The organism is Vibrio sp. V30_P3S12P165 (genome assembly GCF_009904905.1).
Taxonomy (GTDB): domain Bacteria; phylum Pseudomonadota; class Gammaproteobacteria; order Enterobacterales; family Vibrionaceae; genus Vibrio; species Vibrio fujianensis.
Genome location: NZ_WXWH01000038.1, coordinates 20,292 through 38,763 on the forward strand (window position 1 = coordinate 20,292; position 18,472 = coordinate 38,763).

At 41.9% G+C, this 18,472-nt stretch carries 11 protein-coding genes; 2 read left to right on the top strand and 9 right to left on the bottom strand.

Annotated features, from left to right (window positions below; genetic code table 11):
- Window positions 1-162 precede the first annotated feature (162 nt).
- Window positions 163-2,967: a glycoside hydrolase family 3 protein gene (locus CAG57_RS08585; RefSeq protein WP_161426840.1), complete on the bottom strand. Its 2,805-nt coding sequence runs from the start codon at window positions 2,965-2,967 to the stop codon at window positions 163-165.
- A 123-nt stretch (window positions 2,968-3,090) separates the two neighbouring features.
- On the opposite strand from CAG57_RS08585, the gene CAG57_RS08590 reads away from it, so the two are divergent.
- Window positions 3,091-3,960, top strand: coding sequence for a helix-turn-helix domain-containing protein (locus tag CAG57_RS08590; RefSeq protein WP_161426841.1), 870 nt, complete (start codon window positions 3,091-3,093; stop codon window positions 3,958-3,960).
- A 165-nt stretch (window positions 3,961-4,125) separates the two neighbouring features.
- Here the strand turns inward: CAG57_RS08590 and CAG57_RS08595 are convergent, their stop codons facing one another.
- Together CAG57_RS08595 and CAG57_RS08600 are read right to left on the bottom strand one after the other, a co-directional pair.
- Window positions 4,126-5,409, bottom strand: a complete 1,284-nt coding sequence (locus tag CAG57_RS08595) for a carbohydrate porin (RefSeq protein WP_161426842.1) — start codon at window positions 5,407-5,409, stop codon at window positions 4,126-4,128.
- A 471-nt stretch (window positions 5,410-5,880) separates the two neighbouring features.
- Window positions 5,881-7,482, bottom strand: coding sequence for a glycoside hydrolase family 16 protein (locus CAG57_RS08600; RefSeq protein ID WP_161427986.1), 1,602 nt, complete (start codon window positions 7,480-7,482; stop codon window positions 5,881-5,883).
- 664 nt (window positions 7,483-8,146) lie between these two features.
- On the opposite strand from CAG57_RS08600, the gene CAG57_RS08605 reads away from it, so the two are divergent.
- Window positions 8,147-9,142: a LacI family DNA-binding transcriptional regulator gene (locus CAG57_RS08605; RefSeq protein WP_161431200.1), complete on the top strand. Its 996-nt coding sequence runs from the start codon at window positions 8,147-8,149 to the stop codon at window positions 9,140-9,142.
- Between the two features lie 91 nt (window positions 9,143-9,233).
- Here the strand turns inward: CAG57_RS08605 and CAG57_RS08610 are convergent, their stop codons facing one another.
- From CAG57_RS08610 to CAG57_RS08635, 6 genes are read right to left on the bottom strand one after another with little or no spacing between them, the layout of a single operon-like run.
- Window positions 9,234-12,689, bottom strand: coding sequence for a hypothetical protein (locus tag CAG57_RS08610; protein WP_161433888.1), 3,456 nt, complete (start codon window positions 12,687-12,689; stop codon window positions 9,234-9,236).
- Window positions 12,690-12,740: 51 nt separating this feature from the next.
- Window positions 12,741-13,727 carry an ABC transporter ATP-binding protein gene (locus CAG57_RS08615; RefSeq protein ID WP_161433882.1) on the bottom strand — a complete coding sequence of 329 codons (987 nt, stop codon included), beginning with the start codon at window positions 13,725-13,727 and terminating at the stop codon, window positions 12,741-12,743.
- Between the two features lie 9 nt (window positions 13,728-13,736).
- Window positions 13,737-14,693, bottom strand: a complete 957-nt coding sequence (locus CAG57_RS08620) for an ABC transporter ATP-binding protein (RefSeq protein WP_161433884.1) — start codon at window positions 14,691-14,693, stop codon at window positions 13,737-13,739.
- Window positions 14,690-15,670 carry an ABC transporter permease gene (locus tag CAG57_RS08625; RefSeq protein WP_161439519.1) on the bottom strand — a complete coding sequence of 327 codons (981 nt, stop codon included), beginning with the start codon at window positions 15,668-15,670 and terminating at the stop codon, window positions 14,690-14,692. Before CAG57_RS08625 ends, CAG57_RS08620 begins: the two co-directional genes overlap by 4 nt.
- Before the next feature lie 14 nt (window positions 15,671-15,684).
- Window positions 15,685-16,659 (bottom strand): ABC transporter permease, encoded by a 975-nt coding sequence (locus CAG57_RS08630; RefSeq protein WP_099611275.1) that lies wholly within the window; start codon window positions 16,657-16,659, stop codon window positions 15,685-15,687.
- Between the two features lie 53 nt (window positions 16,660-16,712).
- Window positions 16,713-18,347 (bottom strand): ABC transporter substrate-binding protein, encoded by a 1,635-nt coding sequence (locus tag CAG57_RS08635; RefSeq protein ID WP_099611276.1) that lies wholly within the window; start codon window positions 18,345-18,347, stop codon window positions 16,713-16,715.
- Window positions 18,348-18,472: the final 125 nt, after the last annotated feature.

Genomic DNA, 18,472 nt, shown 5'->3' on the forward strand with positions numbered 1-18,472 from the left:
TTGACCTTAAATATGAATAACGATTGTCGAAAAAACGGAAAACTGCTCAATAAAAAGGTTGCAGAGCAGTCTGAATGAAAAATAATATGTATCTTATTGTGCACATGATGCCCAAAAAGATACATAACATTCATGGTTAAATTGGGTGCAAACTGGCTGTGCTTATTGCTCTTGTCGCTCAAAGCGTAAGGTTTGCAACACTGCGCCTTTTTTCACAAATTGGGTATCGATTCGATAAATCCCCGCTTGCAAATGGATAGCGATGCCCTCAATTTCAACGTTTTTTCCCTCGGTGCCATTGGTAGGCAGCGACATGGCAAATTCGCCATTGATGCTCAGACTGCAAGATGATTGCGCCAATGGTTCGCGATCATAGGCCATTTCGGCAAAACAGCGATAACGCCCTGCTTGCGCAACTTCAACCCAGAGTTCGCAATTATTTTCGCTGTTCACCACCATGCGCTGCGTTACCGGCAACAGCGGCACGGCATCGGGCAATCTGCCCGCTAGCGGCGCAAAAGACTTCACCGCTTGATACGCCTGCAGCGGTCTTTGCATCACAGGCGCTTGCAAAATAAAGCGGCAGATGTTCATCGCGCTGCGTTGCAACTCGCCTAACGTCAACTCACCTTGCGCTAACGCCTGTAATGTGTCGTCGTCCATCGGGTTGCGCTCGGCGGCGTCGTTTTCCACCACCATGTAGAGATCATTTTGCGCTCTTAGCATATAGCCAGTGAAACACTTACTCTCGTCGCCCCCGTCAACCGGGTGATTCATTTTTGCCCACCAGTCGGTCATCACAATGCCGGTGTAGCCCCATTCACCACGCAAAATGGTGGTGTTGAGATCATAATTGGACGCTGCCCAATGGCCATTGACCGGATTGTAGGAAGTCATGATGGTGGACGCCTGACCATACTTCACCGCCATTTCAAACGGCTTGATGTGGATTTCACGCAGCGCGCGCTGCGACATCACACTGTCCACATCCACGCGTGCGGTTTCTTGATCGTTGGCCGCAAAGTGTTTGATGGTGCCAGAAACGCCCGCTTGTTTTAAACCTGTGGTTTGCGCCGCTGCGATCCAACCGGTTAATAACGGATCTTCGGAGAAATATTCGAAATTACGGCCATTGAGTGGATGACGATGAATATTGATGCCGGGGCCAAGTAACGTATCGATTTGGTACGCTTGCAATTCTTGGCCAACCAGATAATACAACTGCTGATTGAGCGCCGAGTTCCACGTGCAGGCAAGCAGCGTTCCAATCGGCACTTGGGTCGCTTGATGGCCACTGTCCATACGAATCCCAGACGGACCATCGGCCGCAGCGGCCACCGGAATGCCCAGCTCAAACAGCGAGTCACACACCCCGCCAAACGCCGCCGCCGTACCCGGTGTCACTTTCGGGCTGCACATGCCTTCTCCACGGACAAGAGTCGCCAATTGCGCCGGCGTCAGTTGGGCAATGAAAGCGTCTAAATCGGCTTGGCCTTGGGCAACATCGGCCAACTTAATCCCTTGTTCGCTCGTAAAAGCATAGGTTGGCGGCAAGTTGGCTTCAATTCGCAGCGCCAGATCCACCGAGCGCTGTGGCACAGGCTGATAACTGGCTTTATAGATGCCATTGGCTTGGCGCTCGGCAGGCACTAGGCGTTCAAACTCACGCGTTGGGGCGCAGGCTTCTGCAAGGGTTTCTAGTACCCGCAGTTGGTCGAGTTGCCAAACGGCATCAAGCAGCTCGGCTTGGCGTACGCTCCCCCCAAGGTAGAAACGGTATTCACCCGCTTCCAACACATAACTGTTTTTGTGCCCTGTCACACCGCTGTCGTCATAGGAAGACAAAGCCCATAACGGCACGCTAATTTGCACTCTTTCACGGCCATTCGGTGCAATTTCACCACTTTTATCAAAACCACACAGCACACGTGCGGGTTTGCCGAGTTTTCCTTGTGGCGCTTCAACATAGAGCTGCACCACTTCTTTGCTGCTAAATTGTTGGCCGACATTACGAATCTCAATATCAAACGTCAGCACGTTGGCGTTGGCGAGATCGCCGCCAGCATCGGCCACGTCACTAGAGCACTGCAGCAAACGGCGTTCAAATTGGGTATAAGATAACCCAGCACCAAACTCAAACTGCACCGCCTCTGGGGCAAAGGTTTCAAAGTAGCGATAGCCGACGTAAATATCTTCCGCGTAGAGATTAAAATCTTTGCGGCCAAAATGGGCAGATGAAGGGTAATCTTGCAAACGATAGGCGATGGTGTCGGTCAAACGACCACTAGGTGAGACAGCGCCAGAAAGCACATCGGCCAGCGCGTGGCCCCCTTCCATCCCCGCCGCCCAGCTGTAGAGCACCGCTTTGATCGCTTGATGGTTTTCAAGGCCAGTTAACCACGACATATCGATAATGTTGGTGACGTTCATCACCACGATCACACAGGAAAAATGGCGACACACTTTGGTTAGCATGCCGGTTTCCAGTTCGGTTAAGCGGTAGCTGCCTGCTTCATCGGCGTAATCTTTATCTTCACCGGCAGTGCGACCAATAAACACGATCGCTTTGTCTGACTGCGCTGCGGCCTGCGCCACCACCTCATCAGTCAATGGCATTTCATGTTGAAACCACGGCTCCGCCGCCCAACCGCCGCCGCCATCGTCAAATGGATGCTGTGCCAACCAAGCTTGATAGGTAGCGATCAGTTCCTGATTCAGCGTGAACGAAGCGTTGACTTGTAACCCTTGCAGCGCGTTAACGGCATACGGTACATTGACCGCCCCGCCAGACCCTGTACCACTGCGATAGGTATCCATTTGACAGCGGCCAAACAGAGAAACCACCTCTGATGGCTGAATAGGAAGGGCTTGGTCTTCATTTTTCAGCAAGACGATGCCTTCTGCTGCCGCTTGTCGGCTCACCGACACCAGTGCTTGCTGCGCTTTTTCTATCGCTGGATTTCTCATCGCTCTATCGCCCTCTTTTTGCCTTATTTTTGCCTTTGGCATTCTCATTGGTTGAGTTTGAGTGTAAGCTTTCCAAGCACGCAATTATACCAATATACCGACTAATAAAAGGAAAATAGCGACATGAGTATCACTTATCAGTTGCATCATCATCTTCGCTATCCCCACTTCAAATTTGCTTACGTTGATGGCCACCATCACAGCGATTTCGGCCTGCATAAACACGATTTCTCTGAGCTGTTTTTGGTGGTCAGTGGCAAAGGCAATCACCTTGTTGCTTCACATGTTTATCCACTCAGCGCTGGCGATGTGTTTGTGATTAATGGCGATACTGAGCACGCCTTCCAGAATGTGGATCAGTTAATCATCATCAATTTGATGTTTGAAGCAGGCACCCCGTTTTTCGAAACACCGTCACTGAGAATGCTCTCAGGCTATCAGGCGATGTTTAAAGTCGAACCGATTGCCCGCCAAACGCGCGACTATCAGGCCAAACTGACTTTAAATGCGCTGCAATTGTCAATCATTTCGCAATTAATCGAATCGATTCGCCGTGAGTATCAGAACGGAGAAAGCGGCTTTGAAACCATGCTCACCAGCTTGATGCAACAATTGGTGATTACTCTGGCGCGCATGTATCAGCAACAAACGCACGATCTGCCAAAAACCACACTGGCGCTAAGCCGCGCGCTGATTTTTATTGAGCAGCACTTTACCGATAGTGGCCTTCACAGTGGGGATATTGCTCAAGCGGCGTTTGTCAGTCAGCGTCAATTAGAGCGATTATTTAAGCAATTTCTCAACACCTCACCCAATCTGTACTTGCGTGAAATGCAGCTCAACTATGGGCGTACTCTCTTAAGTAATGACAGGGGTGTTTCGATTCAGCACGTGGCGGAACAGTGTGGCTTCAGTGACAGCAACTATTTTTCCAAATGCTTTAAACAGAAATTTGGCCAAAGCCCACGTCAATACATGGCACAACAAAAATAAAAAAGCCGCTGCTGTCAGCGGCATAATGAATGGCAGTGGTATGCATTCATGCAACAAAAACAAGCTCCCCCTGTAGCCCGACTTGCCAGTTGCGAAATCGGGAGTAGCGGTTCCCTAAAGTGCCACTCCCTACGAGGTAATCTCTCCCATTACCATACAGGTGGCTTACCACCACATGTCTGCTTGAATACCCACAATAAGATCGGAATTATCCCGTTTAGAACCATCTAAATAAGTCGCTAAGAAGCGAATTTCTGGAGCAGGGCCAAAACCAGTAGGGACGATCACCGTCGGAGCAACCGTCAGCTTATAGTTAGTAGCATTATCACCAACCCCATATTGATCTTCCCATTTGTTATATTGAAAACCAGCTTCTGTGGCAACAAAGAAGTTTTGCGAAATAGGGAAAGAAGGACGAACCATAGCTGATGCCCAACTATCTTTTCCTCCGTTATCTAAATCATTATATTGACCTTGAATCGAGTGGAAGATACTGATTCCATTTTCAAAGAAGTATCCTCCCCAAACTAATGCTCGTGCAGAAACATCTCCACTTTCTACTTTTTTCATTTTTGATGGGCCTTCTAAAGCACCATTTCCTGGTTTCCATGCGTTATACGTGGTTAATGTGCCACCAAGTAGTTGGCCAGAGCCAAGCCCCTTACCAGCTTGCACAATATATTTAGTAAATCCTTTTTCAGAAAGGCCAAATACCTTATCTGAGTGAACAATAGCAGTCATTTCCATGCCATTGCTCGCGTACTCTGTACCATCAACAAAGTTATCTGGTAGGTATTTCCCCATTGCATGTAATTCCACCCCACCTAGATCCACTCCAACATGTACCGCATGCATCGGATTATTTGCATTAGTTGCCCAAAATTCACCTTCTGCATCATCACTAGCCACATAGGCAAAGTCCCACTTATAACCACCTAGCTCAATCCCTTCAATTCCCACACCAGTACCAGACATATCGGTATAGAAAAAGTCAGTCATAAAAATATAGTTGTCTTTGCCATAAAAACGAGTCCCCCCCCAAAGAGTACCCGTCTCCGTAACACCATCAAATTCAACAAAAGTTTCGACCATACCAATACTACTATTAGCAGCATCTGCATTTAGCCCTAATTGGTTTTCACCTTGAGATTGAGCATTATCAGCTCCAGCACGAGTTTTAATGCGAATTTTTTGCCCATCATCATTTTCAAAATTTTTCTGTAACGCCAGTTCAAAATGATTATCAGATTCAATCCCTAAACGACCTAATCGTTCTTTAGAGGCTGGAAATTTGGTTCGTTTATAATCATCATTTTTACTGAAAAGCGCACCGGCACGGAAATAACCGTGAAATTCAAAACCATCTGATTTTTCAGCATAGGCAGTAGGTATAGTGCTCAGTCCTGCAGTTGCAACCAAACAAGCGAGGGTTAGCTTAGAAAGTTTCATATTAACTCCATGTTCTATCATTAACGCCATAAAGAAAGCGCTTTCTTTGGTATTTATAGGAACTCTGAACATTAGTAAAAGACACAGATGGATAATCCACATCTACTTAATCAATAAGACTAATAAAATAAAGCCTTAAGGACCATGTTCAGCGCAAAGAAAGTATAAAATGATCTTCAGATACAAAACTGTGATCACTCTCATTTAAGAAAGCGCTTTCTTAAATATTTATCACACTTTTATATTTTATCGATACCCAAACAACTTGGAGTTGCAGGTAGGCGGCAAGTGAGTGAATCTCCATGAGCATAGGCAAGCTATGTGATTGGGGTGAACGAACGTAGCCAACACCCCTGCAGCTTCAAGTAGGAAGGGTATATTAATAATAGAGAAGTTAACAGCATCGCTAATTGAATTCGCAAAAAACAACTCGTGATGTAAACATCACGAGCTGAACACGACAGATTTAGATCATTTTTTTTCGAAACGAATGTTATCTAAACTGAAAGTCATCGCAGCCGTAGGTTCAAACACCAATAAGTTATTGATCATGGTTGGATCTGCTTGATTGCCAGCCACAAACCGGTTTGACTGAGTGAGTAAATCCACCAGTTTGATGCGCACTTCGCCCCATTGACCGATTGCTGGCAATTCCACCGTCATATCACTGGTTTTTGGCCAGCCACTGTCTATTTTAACCATCAGCTCACTGCCGTCGGTCATCGACTCCACCTTGATATCAAAAATCAACTCACCGCTCTCCAACCAATGGCTCACGTCGGTGGTAGGTGAACGGAAATAGAGATTGCCCGCACCGTTTTGCTTGGTGATCTTCAACACTTGACCGTGTTCGCCATCGGCCACTTCTTGGTGCGACACGATGTCCATTGGATCGTAACTGCCGTACGCCAAGTTACTGTTGAGGCTATCGGAGAAAATATCTAAGTTTGGCCCCTCAGCGTAGCGATCATCTTGCGCCAAAATCGCTGGGGCTTGCTGCCCTTTGACCTTCACCGCTTGCTCACCGATGGTCGCACAGCCTTTACCTTTCCAGCGATCTGCCGAGCAGCGATACACTTTCACGTAATCTATTAGCATAGTTTTCGGGAAGTCCGATTTGTCCACGCCTTTCTCATTAGCATTGGCCGACCAAGAGCCGCCCACGGCAAGATTGAGCAGCAAATGGAAACGTTCATCAAACGGTGCTGCCCCTTTGGCGTTGACCAGAGCACCATCGACTTTGTATTGACTGTACCACTCATCTTGCGTTTGTGTCGCGTAGTGAATGTTGTCGACATACCAACGAACTTCCCCTTCTTCCCACTCAATCGCATAGGTGTGGAAGTCATCCGCTGGATTGATGTTGTTGGGCAGCGAAGCACCTTGACCACTGTAGACGTTATCTGGCCATGCTTTACCATAGTGCAGGCTGCCGTAAATGCGGTTTTCACCATCGCCCGCTTGTGCTCCTGGCGCATCGGATTGTGCTCTTAAGTTAACCGCTTCCATAATGTCGATTTCACCAGACGCCGCCCAAGTGCCATATTTGTTATCGGTCGGCAGCATCCAAATTGCTGGCCACACTCCCTGCCCAGATGGCAGTTTGGCGCGGATTTCAAAGCGGCCATATTTGTGGTCACGCTTGTCTTTGGAGCGCAGACGTGCCGAAGTAAATGGCAGGGTTTTATTCGCCCCCGTTTTACCCTCAGCATCATCCGGGCCAGTGAAACTCTCTTTGTGCGCCACAATGTGCAAGTAGCCATCTTGAACAAAAGCATTGCGACTGCGCTTGGTATAACACTGCTGCTCGTTGTTACCGCCGCCCCAACAGTTCTCTTCTAAACTCCAGTTACGGCTGTTGATTTCACTGCCGTCAAACTCATCGGCCCACACCAGTTGCCACTGGTCGCTCGGTGGTGTGGGTTGATCCTGCAGCATCACTGGCTTTTTGGTTTGAACGAAGTCGGTTCCGGAAGCGCTGTCATTTGGGCCTGTTTGGCTACAACCCACCAAAAGGCCAAGAGAAACGGCCAAAGCAAGCGGGTTAATTGGATTACGATTGTTCGATGTCATGATTCCTCCGCACGGGATGCCCCGTGACTGCATTGTCGGTGTTGAATCCGCTTAACGGCAAACAGGCTATGCCACTCGCATAGCCCTTCTCCGCGGATAAACGATTATTTGTTGAAGACCACATTGCGCACTTCCACCACACCGCCATCAATGTCGGCAGTGCCACTGAAGTAGATCAGCGAAGTCACGTCGCTAAAGTCGGGGATGCCTTTGAGCTCAAACGATAGGCTGCGCCTTTCCATGGCTCATCAAACGCTTGGAAGAAGAGCAGTAACACGGACTTGATGATGTTTTTCATCAGATTCATTCTTAGTGTCCTTACGTTATAGATTGGAATAAAAACAAAAAGAAATCGCTTTCGCTAAACGACAGCAATAAAATTGAAAATCCCATATTTTGCAATGTCTTCCGTCGATAAAACCATTCTAGAAATAAATAAGGATGAAAAACGTGAGCATCACCAAAAAGCAAGCGCTTTCTTTATGTGTGGATCACATTATAATCAGTTCTGCTACGTTTACTTATAATTGGCTTAGTGAACCAGTGCTGAACCTTGTTCAGTTCCAATATTTTCTATCTCGACCGCATAAGCACTATGCACTTAGAGATCACAGGGTTACACTGTCGCCCTGAACTCAAAAGGTACTATATAAGGGGAGTTCCATTGATCACCATTAAAGAAGTTTCTGAGCTAGCGAAGGTTTCTCAATCTACCGTATCACGTGCCCTTAACGGCCACCCAACGGTAAAAGAGGCCAATCGTAAAAAAGTTTTCGAGGCGATTGAAAAACTGGGTTACAAACCTAACGCCTTTGCACAGGCTCTCGCATCCAGTCGATCCAATAGTATTGGGATGTTGGTGGGATCACTCGATGGCCCATTTTATGGCCCACTTATGCACCATGCAGAAGATACAGTTAGAAAAAATAACATTCATTTGATCGTTACTAGTGGGCAAGAGTCTTATAGTAAAGAACTCGATTCGATTTATTTTTTACGTTCAAAGCAAGTTGATGGCTTGATTATACATTCAGATAAGCTCTCTGATGATGAATTAATTGATGTGGTTAAACAACAAAATACAACGATTATACTCAATCGTTATATACCGGAAATAGCTGATCATTGTATCTATATTGATAATGAATTAGGTGGTTATTTAGCAACAAAGCATTTACTTGAAAATGGTCATACTAAAGTTGCCTGTATCTCAGGTCAACTAAGTAAAGGAGATAGTAGAGATAGATTACAAGGTTATCGAAATGCCCTAGCAGAATATGGTATTGATTATAATGCCGCTTTATTTGTTGAAGGTCGATTTGACCACCAAGGCAATCACGATGTTGCTCGGCGTTTATTAGACCGAGATCCTACCATTAGTGCCATTTTTTGCCAAAATGATAACATTGCACTGGCTGTATATGATGTTGCTGCTGAACGAGGATTAATCATTGGTCAAGATATTTCTGTTGTGGGGTTTGATAACGATACACACAGTCAACATATAAGACCTCGTTTAACAACCATTAACTTTCCAGTACAAGAAATGGGTATTGAAGCGGCAAAAGGTGTTTTAGCTTTAGTTAAACAACAAGCGTACCCTCTTAAACACAAACTAACTCCAGAATTAGTAGTTCGAGATTCGGTAAAAATGAGATAAATTTAATCTCAGCCCATTATCTGTGTATCATGGTGTTATGTTTAATATTATTCAAAAGTAGGCCCCACATGGTGAGGCCTATTTAGTTTCGTTATTCAACGTCTTTATATAACAATTTTTCAGGTAGATAGACAATGATTTTTTCTATTTCACCACGACGCTCAAAGAGACTTTGACTCCTCGATTTTGGCAGCTGTGTACCTTGATAATTCTCTATTTTCCCATCCATCATATGCACAAAAATTTTTGCATGTTCTGTACTAGAAACTTCATAAATAAAGGGAACTTGACAATAAGTAAAGGCCAATTGGTTCGCTTTTAATACATAACTGACATGAACTTTATTAACATTTAAAAAATTAAATGTTGCTGATTCTGACAAAAATTCATCACGTTTTAATAGCGATGGAATAATTTTTAATCCTTGCGACTTAACCTGTAACCCTAGCTCACCAAATCGCGTTAATATTTCTTCTTTGACTTGTCCTGTCATACCAGGCTGTTGTGCACCTGCATGCTTAGGTGTATGAGAATAAGGATCCGTCGGAAATGCACCATAATTTTGTGGTGTTTTATTAAATCCGATACCATGACGAACACGATAATAATATTGAGCTAATAACTTGGTTTCTATGCTATCTGGATCTTGATTAAATGAATACTGATAGTTCTCCTGAACAGCTAATAACAATTTAGATACCATATGCCAATAGATACATCCTAACCCTTCGTATCCAAACATCGTTCCCGAGCGACCCGTAAAGGTTCGGTGATTAAACACTTGTTCATAAAGTGTTTCTAATTCATCCCACTGTTCTTTTGGAAGCTCTGGATAATCAGCTTGTACTTGATTTATAGCTTTGCGAAGAGAATTCACATTCTCAAATTTTGCATGAAAATGCCCATCACCTTGTAAGTCACGCAATACGATACGATGATCATTATTTGCCAACATCGCAACTATAACAGGACTCGCTTTAATTTGATCTGACTCGATGCGATTACGTTCGACAAAATTGATTAATTCGCGATCTGGATAAAGCATAAAACTTTGCTGATCTTCACGATACATATCGCTATTAAATAGGTTATTCAATAATTCTACAGCTTGCTTTGGCGTTAAAACTCCGGCACTCAATACTGCCACTTGACCTTCTAACATTGGGTAAAGATTTTCTATGCTAAGACTTTCACCAGAATAAGTCAGAATGTTATATGCATTATATAAACCATCTTCACGTAGATTACTTTTAATACTGGAATCGAGTACAACAAGACTCACTTCTAGTAATTTTTCAATTGTACTTTTTTCCGCTTTCGTTTTGCCTGAGAAGCTATTCATACGGTAGACACGTTGTCTAAACTCATCTGCGGATTTTTCCAATAAGGTTAGAATCGCTTTACGTGTTTGACGGTTTACTGTGCCCTGACGAATTTCTTTGTTCGCGTCCTGTAAAATTCGGGTGATTGAGAGCATCCAATCAAACACCTCTTTTGAGATTGAGATAGAAGAAGGTAGAACATTCACCATCCCTTGCATAAAAACAACATAACGACGCATATAGTACAACGTCACCATCGAAAGACCATTACCCACTATTGCGTTATTAGCATCGTTCCATTCTGGACGCTGAGTATTAAGCCAAATACCTCCATCTAACACTAAATTGCTAAGTTTAGAAAGTAAAGGAACAAGAATTTTTTCACAAAGATTGACCATATAGACCTGCCCTGATCCAGTAAGCACTAAACGTCCATCACTGCCTATCTGAGCAATTTTTTCTTCAATACGCTTTTGTAATTCATAGTTAAAGGTCACTGTATCTTTTGGATTGGCAAACAAACCATCAACACTACACAGTTCATAAGGTACATTTGCATAGCTAAATAAATCTGAGGTTAATAATTCTTTGAGTTCTTCTGGTTGATATTTTTTAGAAAGCTCAAGAAATTTCAGTAGATAAATAATTTGGTGGTCGCCCCAATAACCAATATTACTCCATGGGTCATCCGCTTCCAGTAACTCCCAATCGATTCCATCTTTAGTAATGCGATAAGGATTATAGCCATCCATCGTCGAGGCGTTAACAAATTTAGCCATGAAAGAGGAAATAAATCCAGGATAACTCAATGCTAACGCTTCCCAGTTTTGAAAAATATCTCGCCAATTACCTTGGTAAGAAAGTAACCGTTCACCATTATCATCTTTAAGTTTAATCTCATAATGATTCCAAGGTCGACTTGGGTCACCATGGCGACGGCCAAACGTTAGAGGAAGGTACTCGTAGCTTAAGCGTACTAATTGAGTATCACCAGTTTGCTTTGCTAATTTGACCAACTCAGCATGGGTAAAACCATCCGGTAATTCATCAAAAAAGAGGCGCTGACGTGTAACCACAGACCGATTTGTCTGCATCATGGTTTTAAAAACGTCTTTTTTATCAAGCTGATAATTATTTTCAATCACACCACCACGCATACTATTAAACAATACATTAGCGTAATGATGAACATACGTTGCTTCCTGTTCAGTTACTTGCCAAGCATCTCCCCCAGACATTAAAAAAATCAACTCTTGCTGATTTTCCATAATGTTGGTTTCGATTTTTTGTGCTAGTTTCGCGGGTGTTGCTAGCTCTTGTTCCAATTCTCGAACATCGCAATGATTTTTATCAATATCCGCAACAATTAACCAATTTTTACTTTGGTTTTCCAACAACTTCACTGTTTTATTAATTAAATAACTTCCTCGAACACCTCGCGAGATAGGTTGATTTACAAGCCTTTCACCACAACGAAATACACTTATTTTCTCACTGCTTAATAAAATTTGTTCAAGCTCATCATCCAGAGAAAATACCGTAGTCGCAAGTAATGACTCTGCAGGCTCAGCACGATCACTTAATTTTGCATACATGGTATAAAGTGCTAAAGAAGTATCGACTACTTGTTCATTCCACTTATAAGCATCGACTAATGCACTACGAGTTTGTAAAGCCGCAAGTGGTGCTCCAGATGGAAGTATATTTTGTAAGCCGTCCAATATATCTAGTGTACGAGGCTTACCAGATAAATCGGTAATTTCAGCACGTCGAATAAATCCATATTTTTCACACGTTGTCCAAGAATATTGAAATTTTAATTTTAATGTATGGTTAAGCTCTTCAAAAACAATTTTATCACCAAGGTTATTTTTATAAAGGTGACGCTCAACTTGATATAAACCATCATGAAAACGATTAAATGGTTCCCAAAGTAACCACTCTTGTTGATTTTTAACTCGAATAATTGTTTTTGAGCCTGTATTTTCCGCACTCTCATGAATATGGTCAACGGACTTATATGGAAAAAGTGCATTTTCAGGACGAATACGTCCAGCAGATAAACTACCAGTCGAAGAAATAAAAAACCAATGGTTGCTTGAAGAAACAATACTGATAAAAAACGGATCTATTTTATCAACATGGCTAATTTTATAATAACGTTCACCATGTAAATCGACAAAATGGCCTTCAACAGAACTATTCATATTTTTTTTTACATTCATCATGTTATCTCAATATAATGAAAGCGCTTTCTTTTACGCTTTTTTAAACGACTAACGATTAATATGGTGGCAACGTGCAAAGTGATTTGTCCCGACTTTTCGAGCTTCAGGAAAGCTCAGACGACACTGCTCAGTAGCTTTTAAGCATCGTGGAGCAAAAGGACAGCCAACACTGCTCGGTTTCCATAATGGGATATCTCCTTTTTTAGCTAACAGTTCTCTTTTGCCAGCTCGACCAACTTCTGGAACTGCAGATAGCAGTAATTGTGAATAAGGATGTTCAGGATTTTGGGTTACGCTATCACTATCGCCCCATTCCACCATATGCCCAACATACATGACCGCTGTTTTTTCCGCAAAATAACGCGCTGTAGCAATATCATGGGTTATATACATAAATGAAATGCCATGCTTATCTTTTAGATCTGACATTAAATTTAATATGCCTAGACGTACTGATACATCAAGCATGGAAATAGGCTCATCTGCCAAGATAACTTCGGGATCTACCGCGATAGCACGGGCAATCGCCACACGTTGACGTTGGCCTCCACTAAGCTCATGCGGATATTTTTCGGCGGTTTCTTTTGCCGGAGATAACCCCACCATTTCCAGTAACTCGAACACTAATTTAGGAATATGAGCTTTATCAGCACGCTTATGAATTAATAAAGGGCGTGCAATATGATGGTAAATACTATGCACTGGATTAAGTGAACCAAATGGGTCTTGAAAAATCATCTGTACTTGTCGTGCATATTCCAACTCACCGTTTTCCTTAATATACTCCGCTAGTGGTTGTCCTTTAAAAATAATTTCACCCGCTGTTTCTTGATAAATTCGAGTTAATATACGAGCTCCTGTGCTCTTGCCTGAACCCGATTCTCCAACAATAGCCAGAGCCTCGCCTTTTCTTAATTCAAAAGAAACATCATTGACCGCTCTCATCACATTATCTTTGACAGACTGTCCCAATGGAAAATCTTTGACAAGATGATTAATGGACAAAATCACTTCATTTTTTTTAATACTTTCCATATATTCCTCTTATCGAATAAGGTGACAAGATACTAAATTACCATTTTCAACGGATATTAACTGAGGTGCTTGCTGCTGACATTTTTCTACACAGACTGTGCAACGTTCTTGAAAATTACACCCATTTGGTAGGTTCAATAAATTAACAGGGTTACCAGGTATTCCATAAAGCCTCTCTTTGGGGCCATGAATTGTAGGAAAAGAGGAGATTAAGCCTTTAGTATAAGGATGTTGAGGATTACCAAAAACCTCACTCGCTTGGCCAAGTTCAATCAAATTACCTGCATACATCACCCCGATACGGTCTGCAATTTCTCCCATAAGACTTAAGTCATGGCTGATGAATAAAATAGAAAAACCGAATTTTTGTTTTAATTCATACAATTCATTTAAAATTTCTCGTTCGACAACAACATCAAGTGCAGTTGTTGGCTCGTCCATAATAATTAGTTTAGGTTTCAATACCAAAGCAATAGCAATGACGACTCGCTGACGCATCCCCCCACTTAACTGATGTGGAAAACTTTTCATGCGATCGGCATGGATTCCGACGATATTTAATAGTTCAACCGCTCGTTCATACGCTTGTTTGTAAGAGACTTTTTTGTGCGCAAGTATCACATCCGTTAACTGCTCACCAATGGTAATGACCGGGTTTAATGAATTCATCGCACTTTGAAATACAACCGACACCTCATTCCAACGAAAATCTCGTAGCTGTCTATCGTTCATCTTAAGAACATCGCTACCCTTATAAAGGATCTCACCTTCTGAGATCAAAGCGGGTACCTTGTGCAGTCGAGAAATAGCAAAGGCTAAGGTGCTTTTACCACATCCAGACTCACCAGCAAGCCCCAATGTTTCACCTGGGGCAATAGATAAACTAACATGATTAACTGCGCGAGCTACCCCATTTGGTGATACGTAATCAACACATAGGTTATTAATTTCTAATAACTTATTCATAATAAACCTCGGCGTTTATCTGCTTCTTTTTTCAATTTATGCCACAATTTAATATGAGGCCCTGTACGTAATTTAGGATTACTAACCTGATCAATAGACATATTGATCAAGGCTAAAGCTCCGCCCGTTAAAGCTAATGCAATAGCTGGAACCAACATTTCCCACCAAGCACCGGTGTATAAGGAAGAGGAAGTTTGTGCCCAATAAAGCATCGATCCCCAGCTCACTTCAGTAGGATCACCTAACCCAAGAATACCCAAACCAGCTTCAGCCCCCATGGCATAAATCACTGTTCCAAGAAAGCCACCAAAAACGATTGAAACTAAATTAGGAAGTATTTCAACTAAAATAATTCTAATTTTAGATTCTCCCATCACTTCAGCTGAAATAATAAATTCTTTATGACGAATAGCCATTGTTTGCGATCTAATTACCCTCGCTCCCCATGGCCACGAGGTTAAACCGAGCAAAACAGTAATGACAAGCGAGCCAACCTGCCCTAAAAATGCAGCTAAAACGATTAATAAGGGAAGCTGAGGAAATACTAGGAAAACATTAGTGATAAAATTTAACCGTTCATCAATTTTCCCTCCAAAATAACCAGCAGAAACACCAACTATTACCGCTAAACTCATGGCAATAATCCCTGCACTTATCGCAACAGAAAGTGATTTTCTAGCACCATAAAGCACTTGGCTATAAACATCTCTTCCACTTCTTGTCGTTCCGAGCACGTGTTCAACATTAGGCGAAACATGAGGACGAGCGACACGCCTTTCTGGATCATGAGACGCAAGTACAGGGGCAAAAATTGCACCACATAAAATAATCGATAACAACAATCCACCGATAATTGCAGGAGGGTTACCATAAAAAAATGCATATGCTTTATTGGCAATGTTTTTTATTCTTTTAGAAAAAGATATTGGTGCATCACTAGAGCAATCTATTGACTTGGTAGAATTTTCAATATTCATAATAATTTTACCCTTTAATTAGAAATACGAGGGTCAAGCCAAACGTATAATAAATCAGCGATGAAATTGGCTGTAAGCACAGCAGTAACTAAAATCAGTAATATGGCTTGAATTAGCGGATAGTCACGAGCAACAATACCTTTTAACAATATATTCCCTAAGCCTTGATAGTTGAAAACAACTTCTGTCATTATTGAACCAGCAAATGAAAAACCAATCGCCATTGCAATCGCAGTTGCAACTGGCAATATTGCATTTCGCCCAGCATAACGTGACATTACCCTATAACTACTTAATCCTTTCGCTTCTGCCATTGTGACGTAATCTTCACCTAATACATTAATCATTGCATTGCGCATATTAAATACCCATGTTGCAATACCCACAATAACCATGGAACCAACCGGTAAAACGGCATGTTTTACAACGCTTAATATAAATTCAAATGTCCAAGCAGGTTGCAATGATGAATCATAAGTATAAGCAAGGGGAAACCATTCTAATTTTAAGGCAAAAAAGTAGAATAATAACAATGCGGTTACTACATATGGGAAATTACTAATAAATGCTAAAATGGGTGGCACAATTTGACCAAATACCCCTTCTCTCCGATAAGAGGCGTAAGTACCAATACTCACACCAATAATCAAAGCAACAATTAATGATCCCAAAGCTAGAAACATAGTCCAAGGCAATGCCATTGTAATAACCTCTGAAACACTAACGGGAAACATGAGAACAGAAGGGCCAAGATCCAGAGTAAAAACACTTTTCATATAAGCGATATACTGCTCAAAAATATTACCATCTACGAAGCCATACATTTCTCTAACCGCATCCATCTGTGCTGGGTCCATTCGGCCTTGAGCTGCAGCGAATAAAGCATCAACCGGATCACCAGGCATCAATCTTGGCAACATAAAATTGAATGAGATTGCAATTAAAAAGGCAGTAAAGTAAAAACTAAACCTGCGTAGTAGAAACGACATATTACACCTTTGAAAATTTGGGGCTATAAATATTTAGCCCCATAAATATAGAACTATTTTAAATGTAAATTATTTAAAATAATCACCCGTTTACCACCGTCATACCATACTGGTTGAACATAAGGATTTTTCTCATTTGGCCATCCAACGAATTTCTTAGTACTATATTGAAACCAAGTAGGATTCGAAAAAAGTGGGATAAAAGGTAAATTTTCAGCAGTATATGTTTGTAACTCTGATAAAATATTTTCTTGTTTATTTAAATCAGCTGTTTTACCAAAACTATCAATGAGATTATCAATTTTAGACGAATGGACACCATGCCCTGCATGCCATGTTTTACCGATACGAGAAGTATGGAAGTACTCTTGATAAGCTAAAATAGGATTGGTCGCAACCATGGACCAGTTAATAGACATGGTATAGTTGCCTTCTTTTAAATTAGCATCATATACAGCCCAATCAACCGTTTTAACTTTAGCTTTTACTCCAACTTCAGCAAAATACTCACTAACCATTTGAACAACTTGAATCCAATCTGTCCAACCATTAACAACTTCAATGTCAAATTCAACGGTTGAACCATCTTTATTATTTCTAAAGCCATCACCATTACTATCAATAATGCCCGCTTCATCAAGCAATTTATTAGCTTGCTTCATGTTATATTCTGTAATATACCCATAATTTTGTGCGATCTTAGGATCAATATGTGTTTGGTATAACTCCGCAATACCTCCTACATTATAGTTAGGTGTCGGATAACCATAAGCAGCAATATCAACAATGGCTTGTCGGTCTAAAGACATCGACAATGCCTGCCTTACTCGTAAATCATCAAATGGTGGTTTTTTCGTATTAATATATAAATGAATCGCATCGTTCGCAGGATACCAAAAATGATTATTTTCTTTATCTTGTTCAACAAACGTGGACTCAACATCTGCAATAAAATTCGATCCCCAATCGATCTCTCCACGGATTAATGCTGGTTGAATCTGAGAGTTATCATTGTATGAACGGAAATTGATACAGTCTAAATATGGACGTCCTTCCAAATAATAATTAGGATTACGACATAGCTCCATCTGCTGAGGCCGCACATACTTCACCGTTGTCATGGGACCACTACCAACAGGATTTGGGTTGGTAAAGGTTGTTATATCAGAAACTTTCGACCAAATATGTTTAGGGACGATATGATAACGTTCAAGGTTCCATACAAAAGTAGAGTCAGCAGAGCTTAGTTGAAAAACGACAGTGATATCATCAACGGCTGAGATAGATTGTAAATTTCCTCCTGACCAAATCCCTTTTTGGTCAAATGCTGGCGCTTCTTTTGTCACCATAAAGCTATATACAACATCATCAGCCGTAATTGCTGTACCATCTGACCACTTAAGATCTTTCTTTAATGTCAAAGTGAGTGTCGTTAGATCTTCTGAGTAGTGATATGTTTCTGCTAAACGAAAATCCGTTTTCCCTGTCATATTGTTAAATACAAGTAGTGGTTCAAACATAACACCATGAAGTAAGTCTTTGGTGGTATAAGGATTAAAATTGTCCACAAAGCCGGTATTGATAATCGGCACGGTTAATGTGCCTCCTTTCTGAACGGCTTCAGCAGCATAAGCGTTCATTCCTATCATGCTTGCTAGCATGGAAATGAGTAAGGTTTTCTTTTGCATCACGTTGTCCTTTTTAATTTGCCATAAAGAAAGCGCTTTCTTTTATGATTCTGAAGAATTTGTGGCGAATGTTCAACTCCATGAGTCGAAAAACTAATCCTTGATCACATAATAGTGAATAATCT

Excerpts from the sequence above, each read along its gene's own strand:
- CAG57_RS08590 (WP_161426841.1), top strand. The coding sequence starts at position 3,091 with ATGAGTATCACTTATCAGTTGCATCATCATCTTCGCTATCCCCACTTC.
- CAG57_RS08615 (WP_161433882.1), bottom strand. The coding sequence starts at position 13,727 with ATGGAAAGTATTAAAAAAAATGAAGTGATTTTGTCCATTAATCATCTT.
- CAG57_RS08625 (WP_161439519.1), bottom strand. The coding sequence starts at position 15,670 with ATGAATATTGAAAATTCTACCAAGTCAATAGATTGCTCTAGTGATGCA.
- CAG57_RS08635 (WP_099611276.1), bottom strand. The coding sequence starts at position 18,347 with ATGCAAAAGAAAACCTTACTCATTTCCATGCTAGCAAGCATGATAGGA.
- CAG57_RS08620 (WP_161433884.1), bottom strand. The coding sequence starts at position 14,693 with ATGAATAAGTTATTAGAAATTAATAACCTATGTGTTGATTACGTATCA.
- CAG57_RS08600 (WP_161427986.1), bottom strand. The coding sequence starts at position 7,482 with ATGACATCGAACAATCGTAATCCAATTAACCCGCTTGCTTTGGCCGTT.
- CAG57_RS08630 (WP_099611275.1), bottom strand. The coding sequence starts at position 16,659 with ATGTCGTTTCTACTACGCAGGTTTAGTTTTTACTTTACTGCCTTTTTA.
- CAG57_RS08585 (WP_161426840.1), bottom strand. The coding sequence starts at position 2,967 with ATGAGAAATCCAGCGATAGAAAAAGCGCAGCAAGCACTGGTGTCGGTG.
- CAG57_RS08610 (WP_161433888.1), bottom strand. The coding sequence starts at position 12,689 with ATGAATGTAAAAAAAAATATGAATAGTTCTGTTGAAGGCCATTTTGTC.
- CAG57_RS08595 (WP_161426842.1), bottom strand. The coding sequence starts at position 5,409 with ATGAAACTTTCTAAGCTAACCCTCGCTTGTTTGGTTGCAACTGCAGGA.